The organism is Sphingopyxis sp. JAI128, from assembly GCF_014207235.1.
Taxonomy (GTDB): Bacteria; Pseudomonadota; Alphaproteobacteria; order Sphingomonadales; family Sphingomonadaceae; genus Sphingopyxis.
Window position 1 is genome coordinate 59,783 of record NZ_JACHDA010000010.1, and the last position, 19,211, is coordinate 78,993.

21 protein-coding genes are annotated in these 19,211 nt (G+C 64.8%); 5 read left to right on the forward strand and 16 right to left on the reverse strand.

All coding sequences use genetic code 11. The features are described 5' to 3' along the window. Positions 1-40 precede the first annotated feature (40 nt). Positions 41-2,005 carry an acetate--CoA ligase gene (gene acs, locus HDC35_RS18945; RefSeq protein ID WP_184648949.1) on the forward strand — a complete coding sequence of 655 codons (1,965 nt, stop codon included), beginning with the start codon at positions 41-43 and terminating at the stop codon, positions 2,003-2,005. Positions 2,006-2,194: 189 nt separating this feature from the next. Here the strand turns inward: acs and HDC35_RS18950 are convergent, their stop codons facing one another. From HDC35_RS18950 to HDC35_RS18985, 8 genes are all read right to left on the reverse strand, one after another. After that, complete coding sequence (locus HDC35_RS18950; protein ID WP_184648950.1) at positions 2,195-2,926, reverse strand: peptidase; 732 nt, start codon at positions 2,924-2,926, stop codon at positions 2,195-2,197. 47 nt (positions 2,927-2,973) lie between these two features. Continuing rightward, positions 2,974-3,777: a transglutaminase family protein gene (locus tag HDC35_RS18955; RefSeq protein ID WP_184648951.1), complete on the reverse strand. Its 804-nt coding sequence runs from the start codon at positions 3,775-3,777 to the stop codon at positions 2,974-2,976. A 2-nt stretch (positions 3,778-3,779) separates the two neighbouring features. Further along, on the reverse strand, positions 3,780-4,724 hold the full coding sequence (locus HDC35_RS18960) for an alpha-E domain-containing protein (RefSeq protein ID WP_184648952.1): 945 nt from the start codon (positions 4,722-4,724) through the stop codon (positions 3,780-3,782). Positions 4,725-4,729: 5 nt separating this feature from the next. Continuing rightward, positions 4,730-6,169, reverse strand: a complete 1,440-nt coding sequence (locus tag HDC35_RS18965; protein WP_184648953.1) for a circularly permuted type 2 ATP-grasp protein — start codon at positions 6,167-6,169, stop codon at positions 4,730-4,732. A gap of 271 nt (positions 6,170-6,440) precedes the next feature. Beyond that, complete coding sequence (gene secA / locus HDC35_RS18970; RefSeq protein WP_184648954.1) at positions 6,441-9,176, reverse strand: preprotein translocase subunit SecA; 2,736 nt, start codon at positions 9,174-9,176, stop codon at positions 6,441-6,443. Between the two features lie 106 nt (positions 9,177-9,282). Continuing rightward, positions 9,283-9,549: a hypothetical protein gene (locus tag HDC35_RS18975; RefSeq protein ID WP_260397845.1), complete on the reverse strand. Its 267-nt coding sequence runs from the start codon at positions 9,547-9,549 to the stop codon at positions 9,283-9,285. A gap of 89 nt (positions 9,550-9,638) precedes the next feature. Continuing rightward, positions 9,639-10,679 carry a TonB family protein gene (locus HDC35_RS18980; protein WP_184648955.1) on the reverse strand — a complete coding sequence of 347 codons (1,041 nt, stop codon included), beginning with the start codon at positions 10,677-10,679 and terminating at the stop codon, positions 9,639-9,641. A gap of 9 nt (positions 10,680-10,688) precedes the next feature. Further along, a complete protein-coding gene (locus HDC35_RS18985; protein WP_184648956.1) occupies positions 10,689-11,204 on the reverse strand; it encodes a hypothetical protein in 516 nt (171 codons plus the stop codon). Between the two features lie 110 nt (positions 11,205-11,314). Between HDC35_RS18985 and HDC35_RS18990 the strand changes: the two genes are divergently transcribed. Then, positions 11,315-12,118 carry an SDR family oxidoreductase gene (locus HDC35_RS18990; protein ID WP_184648957.1) on the forward strand — a complete coding sequence of 268 codons (804 nt, stop codon included), beginning with the start codon at positions 11,315-11,317 and terminating at the stop codon, positions 12,116-12,118. Between the two features lie 10 nt (positions 12,119-12,128). Here the strand turns inward: HDC35_RS18990 and HDC35_RS18995 are convergent, their stop codons facing one another. From HDC35_RS18995 to HDC35_RS19030, 8 genes are all read right to left on the reverse strand, one after another. Continuing rightward, positions 12,129-12,815 (reverse strand): head GIN domain-containing protein, encoded by a 687-nt coding sequence (locus HDC35_RS18995; protein ID WP_260397846.1) that lies wholly within the window; start codon positions 12,813-12,815, stop codon positions 12,129-12,131. A 67-nt stretch (positions 12,816-12,882) separates the two neighbouring features. Then, entirely contained in the window at positions 12,883-13,647 is a 765-nt protein-coding gene (locus HDC35_RS19000; protein WP_184648959.1) for a head GIN domain-containing protein, read from the reverse strand. A 58-nt stretch (positions 13,648-13,705) separates the two neighbouring features. Continuing rightward, on the reverse strand, positions 13,706-14,356 hold the full coding sequence (locus tag HDC35_RS19005; RefSeq protein ID WP_184648960.1) for an NrsF family protein: 651 nt from the start codon (positions 14,354-14,356) through the stop codon (positions 13,706-13,708). Between the two features lies 1 nt (position 14,357). Beyond that, complete coding sequence (locus HDC35_RS19010) at positions 14,358-14,879, reverse strand: sigma-70 family RNA polymerase sigma factor (protein WP_184648961.1); 522 nt, start codon at positions 14,877-14,879, stop codon at positions 14,358-14,360. Next, on the reverse strand, positions 14,876-15,334 hold the full coding sequence (locus tag HDC35_RS19015; protein WP_184648962.1) for a DoxX family protein: 459 nt from the start codon (positions 15,332-15,334) through the stop codon (positions 14,876-14,878). Before HDC35_RS19015 ends, HDC35_RS19010 begins: the two co-directional genes overlap by 4 nt. Before the next feature lie 3 nt (positions 15,335-15,337). After that, positions 15,338-16,033: a DNA-binding domain-containing protein gene (locus HDC35_RS19020; protein WP_184648963.1), complete on the reverse strand. Its 696-nt coding sequence runs from the start codon at positions 16,031-16,033 to the stop codon at positions 15,338-15,340. After that, entirely contained in the window at positions 16,026-16,889 is an 864-nt protein-coding gene (locus HDC35_RS19025) for a DUF692 family multinuclear iron-containing protein (protein ID WP_184648964.1), read from the reverse strand. Before HDC35_RS19025 ends, HDC35_RS19020 begins: the two co-directional genes overlap by 8 nt. 5 nt (positions 16,890-16,894) lie before the next feature. Next, the gene (locus HDC35_RS19030; protein WP_184648965.1) at positions 16,895-17,188 is read right to left on the reverse strand and encodes a DUF2282 domain-containing protein; all 294 of its coding nucleotides are present in this window, start codon (positions 17,186-17,188) and stop codon (positions 16,895-16,897) included. A 155-nt stretch (positions 17,189-17,343) separates the two neighbouring features. On the opposite strand from HDC35_RS19030, the gene HDC35_RS19035 reads away from it, so the two are divergent. Genes HDC35_RS19035 through HDC35_RS19045 form a run of 3 tightly spaced genes read left to right on the forward strand, consistent with a single transcriptional unit; the run spans position 17,344 to position 19,171 of the window. Next, on the forward strand, positions 17,344-17,820 hold the full coding sequence (locus tag HDC35_RS19035; protein WP_184648966.1) for a GreA/GreB family elongation factor: 477 nt from the start codon (positions 17,344-17,346) through the stop codon (positions 17,818-17,820). Next, positions 17,817-17,996 (forward strand): hypothetical protein, encoded by a 180-nt coding sequence (locus tag HDC35_RS19040; protein WP_184648967.1) that lies wholly within the window; start codon positions 17,817-17,819, stop codon positions 17,994-17,996. Before HDC35_RS19035 ends, HDC35_RS19040 begins: the two co-directional genes overlap by 4 nt. Positions 17,997-18,004: 8 nt before the next feature. Further along, on the forward strand, positions 18,005-19,171 hold the full coding sequence (locus HDC35_RS19045) for an NAD(P)/FAD-dependent oxidoreductase (RefSeq protein ID WP_184648968.1): 1,167 nt from the start codon (positions 18,005-18,007) through the stop codon (positions 19,169-19,171). The last annotated feature ends 40 nt before the right edge of the window (positions 19,172-19,211 follow it).

The window sequence follows — 19,211 nt, forward strand, 5'->3', positions numbered from 1 at the left end:
TGCGAACGGCTAAGGGGAGAGCAAATAGAGGAGAGCTGCCGTGTCCGACCTACCCCCCTCCGAGCCTTTGGTCCCCGTCCCCGCCGACGCCGCCGCGAATACGCATTGCACCGCCGCCGACTACGACCGCCTCTACGCGCAGAGCGTCGAGGATCCCGACGGCTTCTGGGCCGAGCAGGCGCAGCGGCTCGACTGGATCACGCCCCCGACGAAGATCGCCAACTGGTCCTACGACCCGGTGAGTATCAAATGGTATGAGGACGGCGTCCTCAACCTCTGCCACAACGCCGTCGATCGCCATGTCGCCGCCGGCCATGGCGACCGCACCGCGATCATCTTCGAACCCGACGCCCCCGACGGCGAGACGCGGCATATCAGCTACAAGGCGTTGCTCGCCGACGTCGTCCGCTTCGCCAATACGCTCAAGAAAATGGGCGTCCGGAAGGGCGACCGCGTCACCATCTATATGCCGATGATCCCCGAGGGCGCAGTGGCGATGCTCGCCTGCGCGCGTATCGGCGCGGTGCACAGCGTCGTCTTCGGCGGCTTCTCGCCCGAGGCGATCCACGGCCGCATCGAGGATTGCGGCAGCGACTGGGTGATCTGCGCCGACGAGGGGCTGCGCGGCGGCAAGGTCGTTCCCCTAAAGGCCAATGTCGACAAGGCGCTCGAACGGATCGACGTGAAGGCGGTGCTCGTCATTGCGCACACCGGCGGCGACATCGCGATGAAGGAAGGCCGCGATCATTGGTACGATGCGCTGTCGGCCGACGTCGACGCGATATGCCCGTGCGAGCCCATGAATGCCGAGGATCCGCTCTTCATCCTCTATACCTCGGGATCGACGGGCAAACCCAAGGGTGTGCTCCACAGCGTCGGCGGCTACAGCGTCTGGACCGCGTCGACCTTCTGGTACGGCTTCGACTATCGCCCGGGCGAGATTTTCTGGTGCAGCGCCGACATCGGCTGGGTCACCGGCCACAGCTATGTCGTGTACGGCCCGCTGCAGAACGGCGCGACGACCCTGATGTTCGAAGGCGTGCCCAACTACCCCGACCACGACCGCTTCTGGCAGGTCGTCGACAGGCATCGGGTCAACATCCTCTACACCGCGCCAACCGCGATCCGAGCGCTGATGCGCGAGGGCGACGACTATGTGACGCGCCACGATCTCTCGTCGATCCGCCTGCTCGGCAGCGTCGGCGAGCCGATCAATCCCGAAGCGTGGCGCTGGTATCATCAGGTCGTCGGCAAGGGCTGCGTCCCGGTCATCGACACATGGTGGCAGACCGAGACCGGCGGGATCATGATCACCACGCTGCCCGGCGCGCATCCGATGCAGCCGGGGAGCGCGGGCAAGCCCTTTTTCGGCATACGCCCCGAACTCGTCGATGCCGAAGGCACCAAGCTCGTCTGCGAAGAAACGGGCGGCGCGGCCGAGGGCAACCTCTGCATCACGCACAGCTGGCCGGGGCAGGCGCGGACGATCTATGGCGATCACCAGCGTTTCGCCGAAACCTATTTCTCGACCTACAAGGGCAAATATTTCACCGGCGACGGCTGCCGCCGCGACGCCCACGGCTATTGGCGCATCACGGGGCGCGTCGACGATGTGATCAATGTCTCGGGCCATCGTATGGGCACCGCCGAGGTCGAAAGCGCGCTGGTCCTCCACGATCTTGTCGCCGAAGCGGCGGTCGTCGGCTTCCCGCACGATATCAAGGGCCAGGGCATCTATGCCTATGTCACGCTCAACGCCGGGGTCGAGCCGACCGAAGAGGTCGCCGCCGCGCTGAAACAGCAGGTGCGCACCGAGATCGGTCCGATCGCGACCCCCGACCATATCCATCTGACCCCCGCCCTGCCCAAGACGCGCTCGGGCAAGATCATGCGGCGGATTTTGCGCAAGATCGCCGAAAATGATTTCGGATCACTCGGCGACACCTCGACGCTCGCCGATCCGAGCTTGGTCGACGGGTTGATCGAAGGGCGAAAGAACCGCTGATTCCGGGCGCGCGACGCGTCCGGGATAGACACCCCCATCCTTTCGTATGATTGAGCGGAGGGCCGATGGCCGCCATAGAGGGAGCAGCCCCGGTTCCGGCCGTTCCTCCCCCTCCCTGAAGGCCGGAGCAACAAGGCCCGGAAGGTTTCTTACCTTCCGGGCCTCCCTTTTTCCGATCGGCCGATATCGTCAGAAATGAAAGTCGGGCAGTTCCGCCAGTGCGATGCCCAGCGCCTCGGCCCATCCGTTGGCGACGCTTTCGAAATAGGGGTCGTGGCGTTCGAACCGCCGCTCTCGGACGGTAGTGAAATCGTCGCGTTCGTGAACCTTGAGATCAATCGGCAGGTCGACCCCGGCATTCGCACGGATCGTCGAATCGAACGACACGCAGAGCAGTTTCACCGCATCCTCGAACGACATGGCGGGGTCATAGGATCGGACGATGATCGGGCGGCCATATTTCGTCTCGCCGATCTGGAAAAAGGGATTGTCCTCACCCGCCTCGATAAAATTGCCTTCGGGATAGATCAGGAACAGCCGCGGCTCGGCTCCTTTGATCTGCCCGCCGACGATCAGCGACGCGCGGAACAGCGATTCGGCCGCCGGGCCTTCGTCATTGTGCCGCATTACGATGCTGCGCAGCGTCTCGCCGACGATATTGGCGACCGCGAACATCGACGGCGCGGCTAGGATTGACGGATGACGTTCCTCGGGCGCCTTGGTGCGTTCGTCGAGCAGGCTGACCACCGCCTGCGTTGTTGCGAGATTGCCCGCGGACATCAGCGTGATCACCCGCTCGCCGGGCAAATGCCAGCTGCGCATCTTGCGGACCTGCGAGATGTCGTCGACACCGGCGTTGGTTCGGGTGTCCGACATGAACACCAGCCCCTTGTTCAACCGCATGCCAACGCAATAAGTCATCTTATCCTGTTTTCCCCGCCCGGAAAATTCCGGTTGCTCGGGCCCGCTTATTGCTGGACCTGCAATTGGACAACCAGATTTTCTTGCGCTGCACCATAGCGCATTCCGCGAACCGGCGCGGCGCCCTGATAATCGAGGCCGGTTGCAACGCGGATATAGCGCTGGTCGGGCGAGTGGCCGTTGCTGACGTCGAAACCGATCCAGCCGATATGGTCGAAATGCGCCTCGGCCCAACCGTGTGTGGCATCCTGATGGGTGCGATCGTTCATCATCAGATAGCCCGAGACATAGCGCGCCGGGTGGCCGAGGTGGCGCATCGCGGTAACGAAGATATGGGCATGGTCCTGGCACACCCCGCCGGCGCCGGCGAGCGCCTGTTCGGCGGTCGTTTCGGCATCGGTCACCCCGATCCGATAGGGCAGCTTGTCGATGATCAGCGCGGACAGCGCATGCGCGCGTTCGATATCGTTCGCGAAATCGCGCCCCAGTTCGGCGGTCAGCGAACGCACCCCGCGCCCCGCGCGCGTCAGCGGCGTCGGACGCAGAAAGGTCCATAACGGCATCGCTCCGCGATGCGGCCCGATCACCCCGTCCCAAGTGACCAGCTCGACCTCGCCGGTGCAGCGGATCACCAGTTCGCTCGTCCCGCTGTCGACGGATATCAGGTCGACGCCATTGCCCAGATGATCGGTATAGTGAAGCTGCCGCGAACCGCCCTCGATCGCGACCGTCCAATCGTGGATCAGTTGCTGTCCCGGACGTTCCTTGGGCGTCAGCCTGACCTGTTGGAGCGCATAGCGGACCGGGCCGTCATATTGATAATGGGTGATATGTTCGACGCGCAATTTCATCGTCATTCCACAAAGCGATAGTCGCGCTCGATTTGCCGCGCGAGCGCGGCGTTGGCGCGAAGAAAGTCGGTGATGAACTCGTGCAGCCCGCCGTCGAAGATCGACGCAATCGGGCGCGAGAGCCGTTCGTTGCAGATCGACGCGGCCAACCGCACCGCCTCGGTCTCCTCCCCATAGGCGCGCGCCAGCCAATCGAGATTGTCGTTCATCTTGTCGCAGCAAAAGGCCAGGCTGCGCGGCATCTGTTTGTAAAGGATCAGGAATTCTGCGATCTTGAGCGCGCTGATCTCGGTCCCGTAAAGCCAGTGATAGGCGCGGTGCGCCGACACCGACCGCAGGATCGTCTCCCACTGCACATTGTCGATCGAAGTGCCGATATGCGCGACAGAGGGCAGCAGCAGATAATATTTGACGTCGAGGATGCGCGCCGTGTTGTCGGCGCGCTCGAGAAAGGTGCCGAGCCGCGAGAAATTATAACCGTCGTTGCGCAGCATCGTTCCCGCAAAGGCGCCGCGCACCAGCCCGCTTTGCTGGCGGATCGCGGCGAGCACGTCGGGGAGGTCGTCCTCGCGCACCTGCCGTTTCAGCAGCGCCCCCAGCGTCATCCAGCTCGTATTCACCGCCTCCCACGCTTCGCGCGTCAGATAGGTGCGCGCGGTTCGCGCATTGTCGCGCGCCTGCTTGATCACCGACATGATGCTCGATGGATTGGTGGGGTCACGCAGCATGAAGTCGACGACGCGCTGCGAGGTATAATCGTCGCCATGCGCCTGCCGGAAATAATAATCCTGTCCCGCGGTAACGAGGACCGAGCGCCATTCGGCCGCAGCGGTGTTCGACCGCGTCAGCGCGATACGGAAACCGGCGTCGATCAGCCGCGCATTATTCTCGCTGCGCTCAAGGTAGCGCGCCATCCAATAGAGACCGCCTGCGGTTTTGCCCAGCATCGCCGTCAGTCCTCCAACACCCAGGTGTCTTTAGTCCCGCCGCCCTGGCTCGAATTGACCACCAGCGACCCCTTGCTCATCGCGACGCGCGTCAGTCCGCCCGGCGTGATCCTGATCCCCTGCGGCGACATCAGCACAAAGGGGCGCAGGTCGACGTGCCGCGGCGCCAGCCCCGCCCTGGTAAAGATCGGCACGGTCGAGAGCGACAGCGTCGGCTGCGCGATATAATTACGTGGATTGGCCTCCAATTTGGCGCGGAAGGCCGCAATCGCCTTCTTGCTCGCCGCAGGCCCGACGAGCATCCCGTATCCGCCCGACCCGTGCACTTCCTTCACCACCAGTTCGGGCAGGCGGTCGAGCACCTCGCGCAGATGCTCGGGCTCGCCGCATCGCCAGGTCGGCACATTGGGCAGCAGCGCCTTCTCGCCCGTATAAAATTCGATGATGTCGGGCATATAGCTGTAGAGCGCCTTGTCGTCGGCGATCCCCGTCCCCGGCGCATTGGCGATCGTGATCCCGCCGGCGCGATAGACGTCCCATATCCCCGGCACCCCCAGCATCGAGTCCGGCCGGAAATTCAGCGGGTCGAGGAAATCGTCGTCGACGCGGCGATAGAGGACGTCGATCGGCGTATGGCCCTGCGTCGTCCGCATCGCCACGCGCCCGTCGACAACGCGCAAATCATGCCCCTCGACCAGTTCGGCGCCCATCTGGTCGGCAAGGAAGCTATGTTCGAAATAGGCGCTGTTGTGGATGCCCGGCGTCAACACCGCAACCGTCGGCGTGCCGCCGCATGCGGGGGGCGCGCAGGCGGAAAGCGATTTCAGGAGGTTGAGCGGATAATCGCTCACCTCGCGCACCGAAATCTTCGCGAACAGCTCGGGAAACATCTGGAGCATCGTCTCGCGATTCTCGAGCATATAGGACACGCCCGATGGCGTCCGCGCATTATCCTCGAGCACGTAGAATTCGTCAGGGCCGGTGCGCACGATGTCGATGCCGCTGATATGGGTATAGATTCCGCCCGGCGGGTCCATGCCCATCATCATCGGCAGGAAGGCCTCGTTGCGCGAAATCAATTCGGTCGGGACCCGTCCTGCGCGCAAAATCTCCTGCCGGTGGTAGATATCGTACAGAAAAGCGTTGAGCGCACGCACGCGCTGTTCGATGCCGCGCGACAGGCGGCGCCATTCGCTCGCCGAAATGATCCGCGGAACGACGTCGAAGGGGATCAGCCGCTCGTCGGCCTCATCCTGCCCATAAACATTGAAGGTGATGCCCGTGGTACGAAAAAAGGCCTCGGCCTGCTGCGCCTTGCGCTGGATGCGCGCGACATCCTCGCGGCCGAACCAGTCCGAATATTCGCGATAGGGCGACCGGACCTCGCCTCCTCGTCCTGTCATCTCGTCGAAAAAGGAAATGCGCCAGCCCTTTCCACGCAGCATGCCATCGTCCGGCCGCGCCCGATCGCTCGGGCAAACGGCCCCATATTCCTGCCTGCTGCGTTGCTTGTCTGGCTACGCGGCCCCCAAGCTTGTGAGGGCGATGCTAATCGCGCCCGCGCGCCTTGGCAAGCGGGCTCGTAAGAGCGCTCTGTTACCGTAACTTATGGAGTTGACACGTTATTCCTTCGTCACCCCGGACTCGATCCGGGGTCCACCGCTACGCCGTAACCATGGATGCCCGATCGAGTCCGGCATGACGAGGATGAACCGGTCAGATCGCCCCGTGGCAATGCTTGTACTTGCGCCCCGAACCGCATGGGCACGGCGCGTTGCGGCTGATGTCGAGCGCCGCATAGGGATTCTCCCCCTGCGGCATGTCGGGCTTCGGCACCTGCATGGGCGGCAGCGTATTCGCGATCACGCCCAGCGATCCCGCGTCGATATCGCCGCTGTTATCCTCGCCCGTGAAGGGATCGATGTGTGTCGTCAGGAAATCGGGCAGGTCGGGCAGCGGCATCGGTTCGGGCTCTTCGAAGCGCAGGTCGATGCGCGCGACGGTGCGCGTCACATCCTCGCGGATGTTCGACAACATGCGTTCGAACAGCGCAAAGGCCTCCTGCTTATATTCGTTGATCGGCTGCTTCTGCGCATAGGCGCGCAGGAACACGACCTGCCGCAACGCGTCGAGCGTCGCGAGATGCTCTTTCCAGTGATGGTCGAGCGTCTGGAGCAGCACCGACTTTTCGATGCCCTTCCACGTTTCGGCATCGACCAGCGCCGCCTTTTCGGCCGCAACCGCATCGGCCTGCGCCTGGATGCGCTCCTCGAACATTTCGGGATCGACCGCGTCTTCCTGCATCCACGCGTCGATCGGCGGTTCGAGGTCGAGGATGTTCGCGACGCGCTCCTTCATCTGCTCGATGTTCCACTGTTCCGGATAGCTGCCCGGCGGGCACGCATCGGCGACGATGGCGTTCACCGTCTCGGCGCGCATCGCGAGCATGACGTCGTCGACGGTCTCGCTGTCGATGATCTCGCCGCGCTGCTCATAGATGACCTTCCGCTGGTCGTTCATGACGTTGTCGTATTCGACGACCTGTTTGCGAATGTCGTAATTGCGCGCCTCGACCTTCTTCTGCGCGGTCTCGATCGCCTTGGACAGCCATTTCGACCCGATCGCCTCGCCATCCTCCAGATTCTTGTTCATCATCTTGGAAAACAACGTGTCGGGACCGAAGATGCGCAGCAGGTCGTCGTCGAGGCAGAGGTAGAATTTCGACAGGCCGGGGTCGCCCTGGCGCCCCGAACGTCCGCGCAGCTGGTTGTCGATGCGGCGGCTTTCGTGGCGCTCGGTCGCGAGCACGAACAACCCGCCCGCCGCCTTCACTGCCTCGCGCTCGGCGGCGACTTCGGCCTTGATCCGTTCGATCGCGGCATCGCGTTCGGGGCCTTCGGGCAGGTCCTTCAGTTCGTCGTCGATGCGGAATTCTTCGTTGCCGCCAAGTTTGATGTCGGTGCCACGGCCCGCCATGTTCGTCGCGATCGTGACCGCGCCGGTGCGCCCCGCCTGCGCGACGATATGCGCTTCGCTTTCGTGGAAACGCGCGTTGAGGACGCTGTGTGGCACGCCTTCCTTTTCGAGATAGGAAGAGAGCAGCTCCGATTTCTCGATCGACACGGTGCCGACGAGCACCGGCTGGCCGCGCTCGTTCGCCTCGCGGATCGTGCGGGCGATCGCACCGAACTTGTCGGTGATATTCTTGTAGAACTCGTCTTCCTCGTCGATGCGCGCGATCGGCCGGTTTGTCGGGATGGTGACGACGTTCATCTTGTAGATGTCAAAGAATTCGGCCGCCTCGGTTGCCGCCGTGCCGGTCATTCCGCTGAGTTTCGGGTACATGCGGAAATAATTCTGGAAGGTGATCGACGCGAGCGTCTGGTTCTCGGGCTCGATCTGCACGCCTTCCTTTGCCTCGACTGCCTGGTGCAGGCCGTCGGACCAGCGGCGGCCGTCCATCATCCGGCCGGTGAATTCGTCGATGATCACGACCTTGCCGTCCTTGACGATATAGTCGGTGTCGATGCGGAACATCTGGATTGCCTTCAACGCCTGGTTGACGTGATGGACGACCTGCGTGTTCTCGATGTCGTAAAGATTGCTGCCCTGGAGCAGCCCCGCCGCTTCGAGCAGGCGCTCGACATGCTCGGTGCCTTCCTCGGTCAGGTTGATCGACTTGGACTTTTCATCCTTCTCATAATCCTCGTCGACCAGCTGGAGCACGACATCGTTGACGCGGATGTAAAGCTCCGACTTGTCATCGGTCGGGCCCGAGATGATCAGCGGAGTGCGCGCTTCGTCGATCAGGATCGAATCGACCTCGTCGACGATGCCGAAATTGAACGCGCGGTGGACCATCTGCTGACGGTCGAACTTCATATTGTCGCGCAGGTAATCGAACCCCAGCTCGTTGTTCGTCGCATAAGTGATATCGCTGTTATAGGCGTCGCGGCGCTGCGTTTCGTTGAGGTTGGGAACGATGACCCCGGTGGTCAGGCCCAGGAACCCATAGACGGCACCCATCCATTCGGCGTCGCGCGTGGCAAGATAATCGTTCACCGTCACGACATGCACGCCCTTGCCTTCGAGCGCATTCAAGTAACAGGGCAGGGTCGCCATCAGCGTCTTGCCCTCGCCCGTCGCCATTTCGGCGATCTCGCCGCGATGCAGCACGATGCCGCCAACCATCTGGACATCGAAATGGCGCATGCCGAGTGTGCGTACCGCAGCTTCGCGCACCGTCGCAAAGGCTTCGGGCAGGATGTCGTCGAGCGTCTCGCCGGCGGTCAGCCGGTCGCGGAATTTCTGCGTCTGCGCCTGCAATCCGGCGTCATCGAGCGCCTGCATCGCGGGTTCGAATGCGTTGATCTTGTCGACGATCTTGCGGATCGAGGCGACATAGCGGTCGTTGGACGAACCGAACAGGCTCTTGGCGAGGCCAGCAAACATCGTATTTTCCTTGGAATTAAATGAGATGGCGGCACCAAGGCCGCGGTATATGCTCAAAACCCCGATATACGGGGCGGCGCCTTTAAGGAGACGCTGGACCCTGGCTCTATTCGAGCGCGCGGTCGCTGCGGGTCAGCAGACCGGGAAGATGCGGCGGCGAAGCCTTGCGCGGTTTGCCGCTACCGCTCGTGGTGCGCCGCGTCGGCGCGGTGGTCGCCGGACGACGCGTATTGTCGCTGGTCTCGGCCTTACCCGCCGTTTCGGCAAGCATGACGAGGGCTCCCATCGCCGCCGGCGTGGCAGGCGCGGCAACCGCGCGGTCGGCTGTCGCCAGACCGGTCAGCAATGCCAAAAGGGTCAGCAGTAACCGCAAGAATTGCCCCTCTACACGTCCGGAGCGATAAATATTGCGCCCCGCTCGCTGAACATAGGGTGAAAGCGCCGCCGCGTCCAGACCCGTCGCTATTTGGCCACCGCTGGTTTGACGGGTGCCGGCTTGGCCTCCGCCGGCGGTGGCGCATCCTCGATAACCAGTTCGGTGCGCAGGGTCACGCGTTTCGCGGCGGGCTTGCCGTCGCTGCCGACGAATGGCGCGTAACGCCCCTGCGCCGGGAACATGTCGCACGGCGTCATCCCGTTCGGCATCGAACCGAATTCCCCTGTTTTCGAAAAACGGCAATCGGCGACGCGACCATCGGCACCCAACAGCACCGTCACGGTCGCGCTCCCCGGCTTGCCCATCGGGAAGCTGCGCTCGCGCTGGACCGCCACGCCGCCGGGGCCTTCCCCGGCCTCTTCCGGCAACGTCCATCGGAATGTCGTCGCAACGACCGAGCGAACGGGCTTTCCGTCGCTGTCGAGCGCGGGCGAGAATTTTCCGTCGCTGCGCATCAGCGCGCAGGCCGCCTCGTCGAGCGCGAACGAAAGGCTGCTCTCGTTGACCTTGCAGCTAGTGACCTGCCCCGCGGCGTCGATGCCGAGTTCCATATGGACAACCCCCTCCTCGCCCGCGGCGCGCGCTGCGGCCGGGTAATGGGCGGCAGGGTCGATCCGGGTCAGCGCATCGTCCGGCCTGGGTCCGCGCGGCCAGCTCTCCTGCACCGCATCGAGCGCGAAGCCAGCGACTGCGATCGAATCGTCATATTCGGGGATCTGCCAGCGAATGCGGTTGCTGTATGTCCCGCCGACCGCCTTGCCGGCCTTGTCACGGCCGGGCGTGAAGCGCGCGCGCTCCATGATCAGCCGACAGGTGGTCGCATCGAGGTCGTCATGACCGCTCGGCGATATGATCTCGCATTGGGTGGGCAGGCCGTCGGCGCCGACCGTCAATTTGAACCCCGTCGTGCCCTCGCGCTCCTCGCGCATCGCGCTGACCGGATAATCGTCATTGGTCGCCCAACTGCCCGGATTGGTCGCCGGCATCATCGGTTCGCCGCCCTCCTCGACAACGACCTGCGTCACAAGCTCGCCGGGCGCGGCCAGCGCCAAAAATATCGCAAACATCGATGCCCCCTACCCCAATTGCGGATTCAATTCTTTCACTTCTATAAGGAAGCTCTTGGGCTTCTTGAACAACTTACTCTTGCGATTGACTGCGAGCCCGGCGATTTCGGCAAGCTCCATGACGAAATGCACGCAGTTGCGCTTGTTCAGACTGTAACTCGGCTGGTCTCGCGTCCGCCATTCGTCGATCTTTGCCAGCAGCCGCGCATAGGTCGCGTCATCGACGGTCACATCGAACTGGCGGTCGCTCTTCGCGACATAATCGGGCTTCGACGATTCCACCTTGCCCTTCACCGACCCGAACAGGATGGCGGGGCTGACCGATGTCGCGGTAAAGCCGTAATTGGCATCGACCACTTCTCCCGTTGCATCGACCGTGCCTTTCAGCACGACAAAGGCGTGTGGAAAGCGATCGCCGAAATCATGGCTGTAGAAGCTCACAACGACCTCCGCCCGCACCGGGACGGCGAAACCCGCACAAAATAGCAGTAGCGGCAGGAAGATCAGGCGGAGGCCGCGGGTCATCGCCACTCTCTTAGCGAGCGGCGCCGTCGATTGCCAACTCGCGATTGCCGCTTGACGGAAACGCTCACTTCGCATCTTGTCACACTGACAATGATGTAAGGAGGGGCGCTATGACACGGAAGGCGATTTTCATCACGGGCGGCGGATCGGGCATCGGCCGCGCGGTTGCGCGCCATTTCGCCGGGCAGGGCTGGTTCGTCGGTATCGCCGACGTGAACGGCACGGGGATCGACGAAACCGCCGCGCTGCTGCCCGACGGCGCCGCGTCGCGCCATGTGATGGACGTGCGCGACCGCGACCAGTGGAAGGGCGCGCTCAACGCCTTTGCCGCCGCGAGCGGCGGCCGCCTCGACGTGTTGTTCAACAATGCCGGCATCGGGTCGGGCGGACAGTTCATCGACATGGCGCCCGAAGAGGCCGACCGGCTGATCGCGATCAATTTCGGCGGGGTCGTCAACGGCATCTATGCCGCGCTCCCGCTTCTCCGCGCCACACCCGGCGCGACGATCCTGAACACCGGATCGGCATCGGGCTTTTACGGTGTCGCCGGCCTCGCCGTCTATTCGGCGACCAAATTCGCGGTACGCGGGCTGACCGAGGCGCTCGAAATCGAATTCGCAAAACATGGCATCAAGGTCCGCTCGCTGATGCCCGGCTTCATCGACACCCCCCTGCTCGACCAGGTCAGCGCCGACAGCAACGAACCCGCGCGCAACCGCCTGTCGGACAGCGGGTTCGAGATCGTCCCTGTCGAACGCGTTGCCGATGCGGCGTGGGAGGCCGTCCACGGAACCGCGATCCACACGACCGTCGGCAAGATGGCGAAACGCCTGTCACGCCTCGCGCGCTGGTTCCCGGGGCTGATCGTGCGCCAGTCGAAGAAGATCGATGCGCTGGGGGCGGCGGGGCACTAGCCCCTTTCGCCTATTTCTTTGCCCTCCCGCACTGCACCGACCCGTTGCCGATGTTGCGGATGGTGCAGACGGGCTTGCCGAGTACGACCGTCTTGCCGATGCCGCGCGTCGTCACCGCCGCAGTCTTGACCGCGTTCAGCCGCGTGTCGCCCGCGCCCTCGCTATCGAGCGTCAGTTCCGCGACCGCGAGCGCGCCGGCGTCGAACACCCCGGCGCCCGACAAGGTCATCTGCGCCTGTTTCGCCGCGCCGCCCAGCGTCATCGTCCCGTTGCCGATCATCGCTACCGACAGCCGGTCGGCCTCGATCGCGCCGACCGACAGCGAACCGGGCCCGCGCAGGCCGATGGTGACGCGGCCGCCCTTCATCCGGTCGATCGCCAGCGATCCCGCCCCGCCCATCGTCGCCGATCGCAGGCTGGCGGCATTGATGCGGATCGTCACGGCGCCGTGCGGCGCGCCGCGCTTTTCATCGCCGGCGAACTGGCGCGTGCCGATCACCAGCCGCCCGTCGCGCGCCTCGAGGCTCAACCGGTCGATCGCATCCTGCGGCCCCGTCGCCACCGCGCCGACCGGCGCGCGCGTCGTCACGTCGATGATATAATCGGCATTGACCTCGATCGCCTCGAAACTGGTGAGGCCGAACCGCTTCTCGGCCGCCGACGCGGATCCGGTGAACAGGAGGGCAGCGGCCAGCATGGCGCATCGTATCGCAAAGGTCATAGCGCCGCCTTACCGCGTCGGGCGGGACGGCGCCAGTCTGGCCTTATTTGCAGGTCGCGGTGCCCGATCCCATCTGACGCGTCGAACATTTGGCGCCGCCACCGATCGTGACGTCGCCTGACCCGAGGATGCTGACGTCGGCGTTGCCCGTTGCCTGCGCATCGACATTGCCCGACCCGGTCACCGACACGTCCAGCGTCGTCGCCGCGAGCCCGTCGGCGTCGATGTCGCCCGATCCGGTCACCGCGAGCTCGGCTGACGCGACCGTTCCGCCGCCGATATCGATATCGCCTGACCCCGAAACCTTGATCTCCGCGCTCTGGGCGGTGAGCTTCGCGACCTTGAGGTCGCCCGATCCGGTCACGACGGCTTCGACCGCATCGCCCTCGGCGGCGTCGGCGTCGATCGATCCCGATCCGGTCAGCCGCAGCGCGTCGAGGCGGGGCATGGTAATCGCGATATCGAGATCGTCGTCGTCGCGGCTCGAAAAGCTGAAGCCGTCGCGCTTGCGGCCGATGACCAGCCGCGTCCCGTCGACCTTGATCTCGAGCCGGTCGACGACGTCCGCGCGGCCGCGCGCGCTGATCGAAAAATTGTCGCCCTGACGGATTGTGACATCGTCGGGTCCTGCCACTTCGACCCCGGTAAAGCCGGTGAGCGCATAGCTTTGCGTCGTCACCGGACCGGCTGCAGCGGGCGCCTCCGTTTCGCTCTTGCCCTGCGGCTTACCGTCATGATCGGTGCCGTTGCACGCCGTCACCGTCATGCCGAGAGCCAGCGGCAAAATCGCCATCGTCCAGTTACGCATCGCAAATCTCCTGTGTGTATTGTATGCCTAACACACGGGAGATTTGCTGTCCAGTGAACTACCAGCGAAGCAGCGGAGGGAGCAGCCAGCGGCCGACGACCCCCGACAACAAGATGGCAAGGCCGTGCCACAGCGCGATATGGATCATGTCGTTCGACGTGCAATGCAGCGCGACAATCGCCGCCCCCGCGGCCCCCGCGGCAAACCCGATCACCCAGCCGGCGCGCGTCGGCGAGGTTGGCGCGCCGCCCTTCAGCCAGAAGAAAAGCGCGGCACCGACCCCGAGCCCCGACAGAGCGCCCTCGATCATGCAGCGCAGGCCGTTTTCCGGACGCGCTGCCTCCATCGCGGCATGGCTGTCGCCAAAGCCGATGACCAGCGCCGAAAGCGGCAACGCAAGCGTCGCCAGCCCGGCCCAGCGCCACCCGCTATAGTCGCGCCCGACGCCCGGCAGGCCCATGCGCAGCGCGCTCCACGCCGCGGCCAGGCCCAGCGCGACGATCAGCCAGAAGGACAGCATCGGTAGCGGCGGCATCATCGCGCCGTCGGCAAGGTCGTGACGCGCACCCGACAGCCAGAGCAGCGCCGCACCGCCGCCGATCCACCCCGCGACGACCCAAAGCGACCCGCGCGCGACCCGCCGCGGCCGGACGGGTTCGAGCTCGTCGGCAAGGCCGTCGATCAAATCGTCGATCGATGCTTTGGTCATGTCATTCGCTTTCAACCAGTTGAGCGAGCCTCCTGAGCCCGCGATGAATATTCACTTTGACCAGCGACTCGCTCTGGCCGCAAATCTGCGACGCCTCCGCGATCGACGCCCCCTTGATCTTGACCAGCGAGATCGCCTGAGCCTGCGCCGGCGGCAATTGTGCAAGCAGGTGATCGATGCTGAGCCGCGCGTGCACGGCGTCGTCTTCGGCGCCGATCGCCGCGTCATTGTCGCCCAGCTCGGCCTCGTCGCGCTGACGCCGCAGCATGTCGATCCAGCGATAGCGCGCGATCGCGGCGAGCCACGGCAGGAAGGCGCGCGACGGATCCCATGTCGCGAGCTTGCGGTGCATCGACACCAGCGTTTCCTGTACCAGGTCGTCGATCTGATGCGGCGCGCTGCGCCGCGCGAAATAGCGTTCGAGCCATTTGCGGCTGTCGCCGAGCAGCGCGCGATAGGCCGCGCGATCCCCGCGCTGCGATGCCGCCATCAGGCGCGCGAGCGAGGGTTCGTCGATACTCATTTCGCGCGCACCTTATCAACAAGCGCGTCGAGCGAGAACAGGCCGCCGCCGCGCACGATCAGCATCGCTGCCATTGCCGTCCACAGCGAATGGACCGGCCACCATGCATCGGGAAAGACGAAGATCTGGATGACCAGCGTCATCACGAGCAGCGCGCCCGCCGACAGGCGCGTCGCCAGCCCGAACAGCAGCAGGGCCGGGAAGAGATGCTCGGCATAAGCGGTGAGCGGCACTGCGATCGACGGGTCGAGCGGCAGCCCCGAAAATTCGGACGCGAACAGATCATATTGCGACGGATCGATTTGCAGGAAGCCGCCCTCGACCACCTTCGTCTGCCCCGAACGCCAGAAGACGCCGGCCAGCGCAATACGCAGCAGCAGCAAAGCCAGCGCTTCAGGAATGCGTCCCGCCGCCAGAGCGACACCGCGATCGTAAAATGCGATTAGCCTGTCCATCTCTCAAACCCTCTCGAACGCCCCGGCGGCGATCAGCGCCGCGATCGCGGCACCGCCGTCGGGATGGATTTCGTCGAGTGCGGCGATCAGGTTACCGAGAGGCGAAATTTCCTCGGCCATGGCAAGCACCGCCATCGCGGAGGCAGGGACCGCCGACAGGCGAACCTCCGCCGCGGGCCGCGTCACGAGCAACGCGCCGACAGCAGGCGCGAGCGCAGGATCGACCAGGGCCGCGGCGGGGCTGGCAAGCGTCAAGCCGCGCGCCGCGGGGTGTCGCCGTACGCACAGAGCGAGCAAGCCGGCTTCGTCCAGCCCGGCCAGATCGGCAAGCTCCAGCGCGGGCGTGTCGGCGGCATGGTAGGCTTCGAGCCAAGCCGCTTCGATCCGCGCAAGGTCGGCGGCGACCGGGTCGGCCAGCGTATCTGCGAAGCCCTTGCCGATATCGGCCAGCAGCCGGTAGCGGGCGCCCCCGGCATCGACGAAAGCGCGCGACAGTCGGTTGAACTCGGCGTCGCCCAGATAGGCGCGCGTATGCGGAAACGTGTCTTCGAGCGCGACGAGCCGCGCGCGCGAGATAGTGTTGGCATGAACACGCAGCCCGCGCAGCACATCGCCTTCGCTGCCCGCAAACAGGCCGGCGGGCAGATGATCGGGGCCGTGCAGCAGGGTCGCGGCGATCGCCGCCTGCGCGTCACGCATCGGCCGGCGCGACTTGCAAGGCATCGGCCTTGGCGACCTCGGCCATCAGCATGGCATAGGGCGGAACGTCGCTGTCCCATTCGACCAGCACCGGTTTCGGGCCGGCGCGATCCAGAAAGGCCGCAAGCAATTCCCAGCAGCTCGCGCGCACCGCCGATCCATGATCATCGATCGCGATCTGCCCGCCGATGTCGTCGTCCTTCACCGCATGGCCGGCAACATGGATTTCGCCGACGAGACACGGGTCGATGGCAACGAGCCAGGGCCCCGGATCGAGCCCGAGGTTGAACGCCGACACCTCGATATTGTTGATGTCGAGCAGCAGCCCGCAGCCGCTGCGGCGGCAGAGGTGGTGGAGGAAATCGACCTCGCTCCAATCGTCGCCCGCATAGGCGAGATAGCGTGAGGGATTTTCGATCAGTATCGTCCGGCCCAGCCGGTCCTGCACGCGGCCCACCTCGGCGACGAAATGGTCGAGCGCCGCATGGCTGTAGGGGACGGGCAGCAGGTCGGGGAATTTATCCTCGGGCCCGTTGCTCCAGCTCAGATGGTCGGACACCATCGCGGGGCCATAGCGCGCGCACAGCGCCGCCAGCGCCTCAAGCTCGTCGCGGTCGGCGCCCGCCGCCGAACCGAGCGACAGTCCGACCGAATGGAAACTCAGCGGCATATGCTCCGCGATCGCGGTCAGCCAGCGATGCGGAGGCCCGCCTGCGCCGAAGTAGTTTTGGGGGTGTACTTCGGCCCAGGCGGGCGGGTTGCCCTGCTCCGCCGCCGTCAGCACATCGGCATAATGTTCGGGCTTCAGCCCGAAACCGGCGCGCGGCGGCAAGGTGCGAAGCGGGCGGGGGAGCACAGGTGTCAGCCCTTCTTCGGAACCGGCTTGGCATTGCCCTTGTGCGCGGCGAGCGTGCCGCCCATCTTCACGCATTCGCCCTTGGGCACATGCTTCCAGGCATTGCCCTGATAGTCCACGGTCGACGTGCCGGCGCAGCTCGTGCCAGGACCCGCGGCGCAGTCATTCTTGCCCTTCAGCGACACGCCATAGCATTTTTCCTTGGCGCCATCGGCGGCGGCGGCGGGGACGGCCATGGTGCCGGCGGCCATGGCGAGGACGGCCGAGGCGGCGAGCGACAGTTTCAGCGTATTGGACATTCGGATTGTCCCTTCAAAATGGATGATGCGGAGGATGGCATCGGGAGGGTTTCGCAGGCGAAGCCGGCGCGGTTACGCGGCACCCGAAATTTCGTGCCATCTTGTCGCCACCTTCGTGCGCCAGATGCGCCGACTCCCCATAGGAAAGAGAGACGATGAGCGTAGCGTTTCGCCGCGAAAGCGACGATGAGCACAAGGAACCGGAATATGAGCTGCCCATTCCGGTCGGCCCCAATCTGGTGACGCCCCGCGGACTGCGCCTGCTCGGCGAAGAGGTCGCGCGGATCGAGGCCGATGTTGCCGCGGCCGACGAGGAGGAGGCGCGCAAGAAGCTCCAGCGCCGCCTACGCTATTTCGACACGCGCCACTCGACCGCCGAAGTGCAGGCCCCGCCCGCCGACGGCAGCATCGGGATCGGCAGCCGCGTGCAGTACCGGCTGAACGAAACCGAGAACCGGCTGACCATCGTCGGCGGCGACGAGGCCGACCCGGCGCTCGGCACCATCGCCTTCTTCGCGCCGCTCGCCCGCGCGATGATGGGGGCGGAAGCGGGCGAACGCGTCGAATATCAGGGTCGCGAGGACGCGATAACGATCCTTTCGGTCGAGCCCGATCCGGAGACACAAGCATGAAAGACAGGTTCGAACGTCATAAACAGCCCTGGACCGCGGCCGAAATCGACAAGCTCCACACGCTCGCGAAAAAGGGCATGGCGCTCAAGGCCATTGCCAAGGCGCTGACGCGTAGCGAGGAATCGGTGAAGGCGCGCGCCAAGGCCGACGGCCTTTCGATCGCGAAGTTGCACTAAGCCTTCCGATGACAAGTTACGACGCCATCGTGCTGGGCGCCGGCGCGGCCGGACTGATGTGCGCCGCGGTCGCGGGGCAAAGGGGGAAGCGCGTCTTGCTGCTCGACCACGCCGATCAGGTGGGCAAGAAGATCCTTATCTCGGGTGGCGGGCGCTGCAACTTCACCAACATCCACACCATCGCCGACCGCTATATCTCGGCGAACCCGCATTTCGCCAAATCGGCGCTCGCGCGCTACACCCCCGCCGATTTCATCGCGCTCGTCGAACGCTACGGCATCGCGTACCACGAAAAAACCCTCGGCCAGCTCTTCTGCGACGGATCGGCGAAGCAGGTCGTCGCGATGCTGCTCGACGAATGCGCCAAGGGCGGCGTCGATGTCCGGTGCGGCGAAGTTATAGGACAAATCGAGCATTGCGATGCGACCTTCCGCGGCACTTTCGGCAACTTCCGTTTCACCGCCCCCAGCCTCGTCATCGCCACCGGCGGACCGTCGATACCGAAGATGGGCGCGACCGGCTTCGCCTACGACCTCGCGCGCCAATTCGGCCTCAAGGTCGTCGAGCCGCGCCCCGCGCTCGTCCCACTCACGCTCGGCGGCGACGACGTGCTGTTCCGCGACCTGTCGGGAGTCGCGACCCCGGTCGAGGCGCGCGCGGGCAAGGCGGTCTTTCGCGAAGCCGCGCTCTTCACGCACAAGGGGCTCTCAGGGCCCGCGGTCCTACAGGTCAGCAGCTATTGGCGCCACGGCGACCCGGTAACGATCGACTTCCTGCCCGATACGCCGCCGGGCTGGCTCATCGACGCAAAGCGCGCGCGCCCACGCGCGACGCTCGCGTCGGCGCTCGCGCTCCCGGAACGCCTCGCGCAGACCCTGGTCGACCGCCTCGCCCTCCCCGGCGAACTCGGCGCCCACACCGACCGCAAGCTCGCCGATGCCGAGGCGCGGCTGAAACGCTGGACCTTTCAACCGAACGGCACCGAAGGCTTCGCCAAGGCCGAGGTCACCGTCGGCGGAATTTCGACGGCAAATCTGTCCTCGCAAACAATGATGGCCAAAAGCGTGCCGGGGCTGTATGCGGTCGGCGAAGCCGTGGATGTCACCGGGTGGCTGGGCGGCTATAATTTTCAATGGGCTTGGGCCAGCGGACACGCTGCGGGCCAGGCACTTTAGGAAAAACCCACATATTTCCTCGTCATGCTGATCTCGTTCA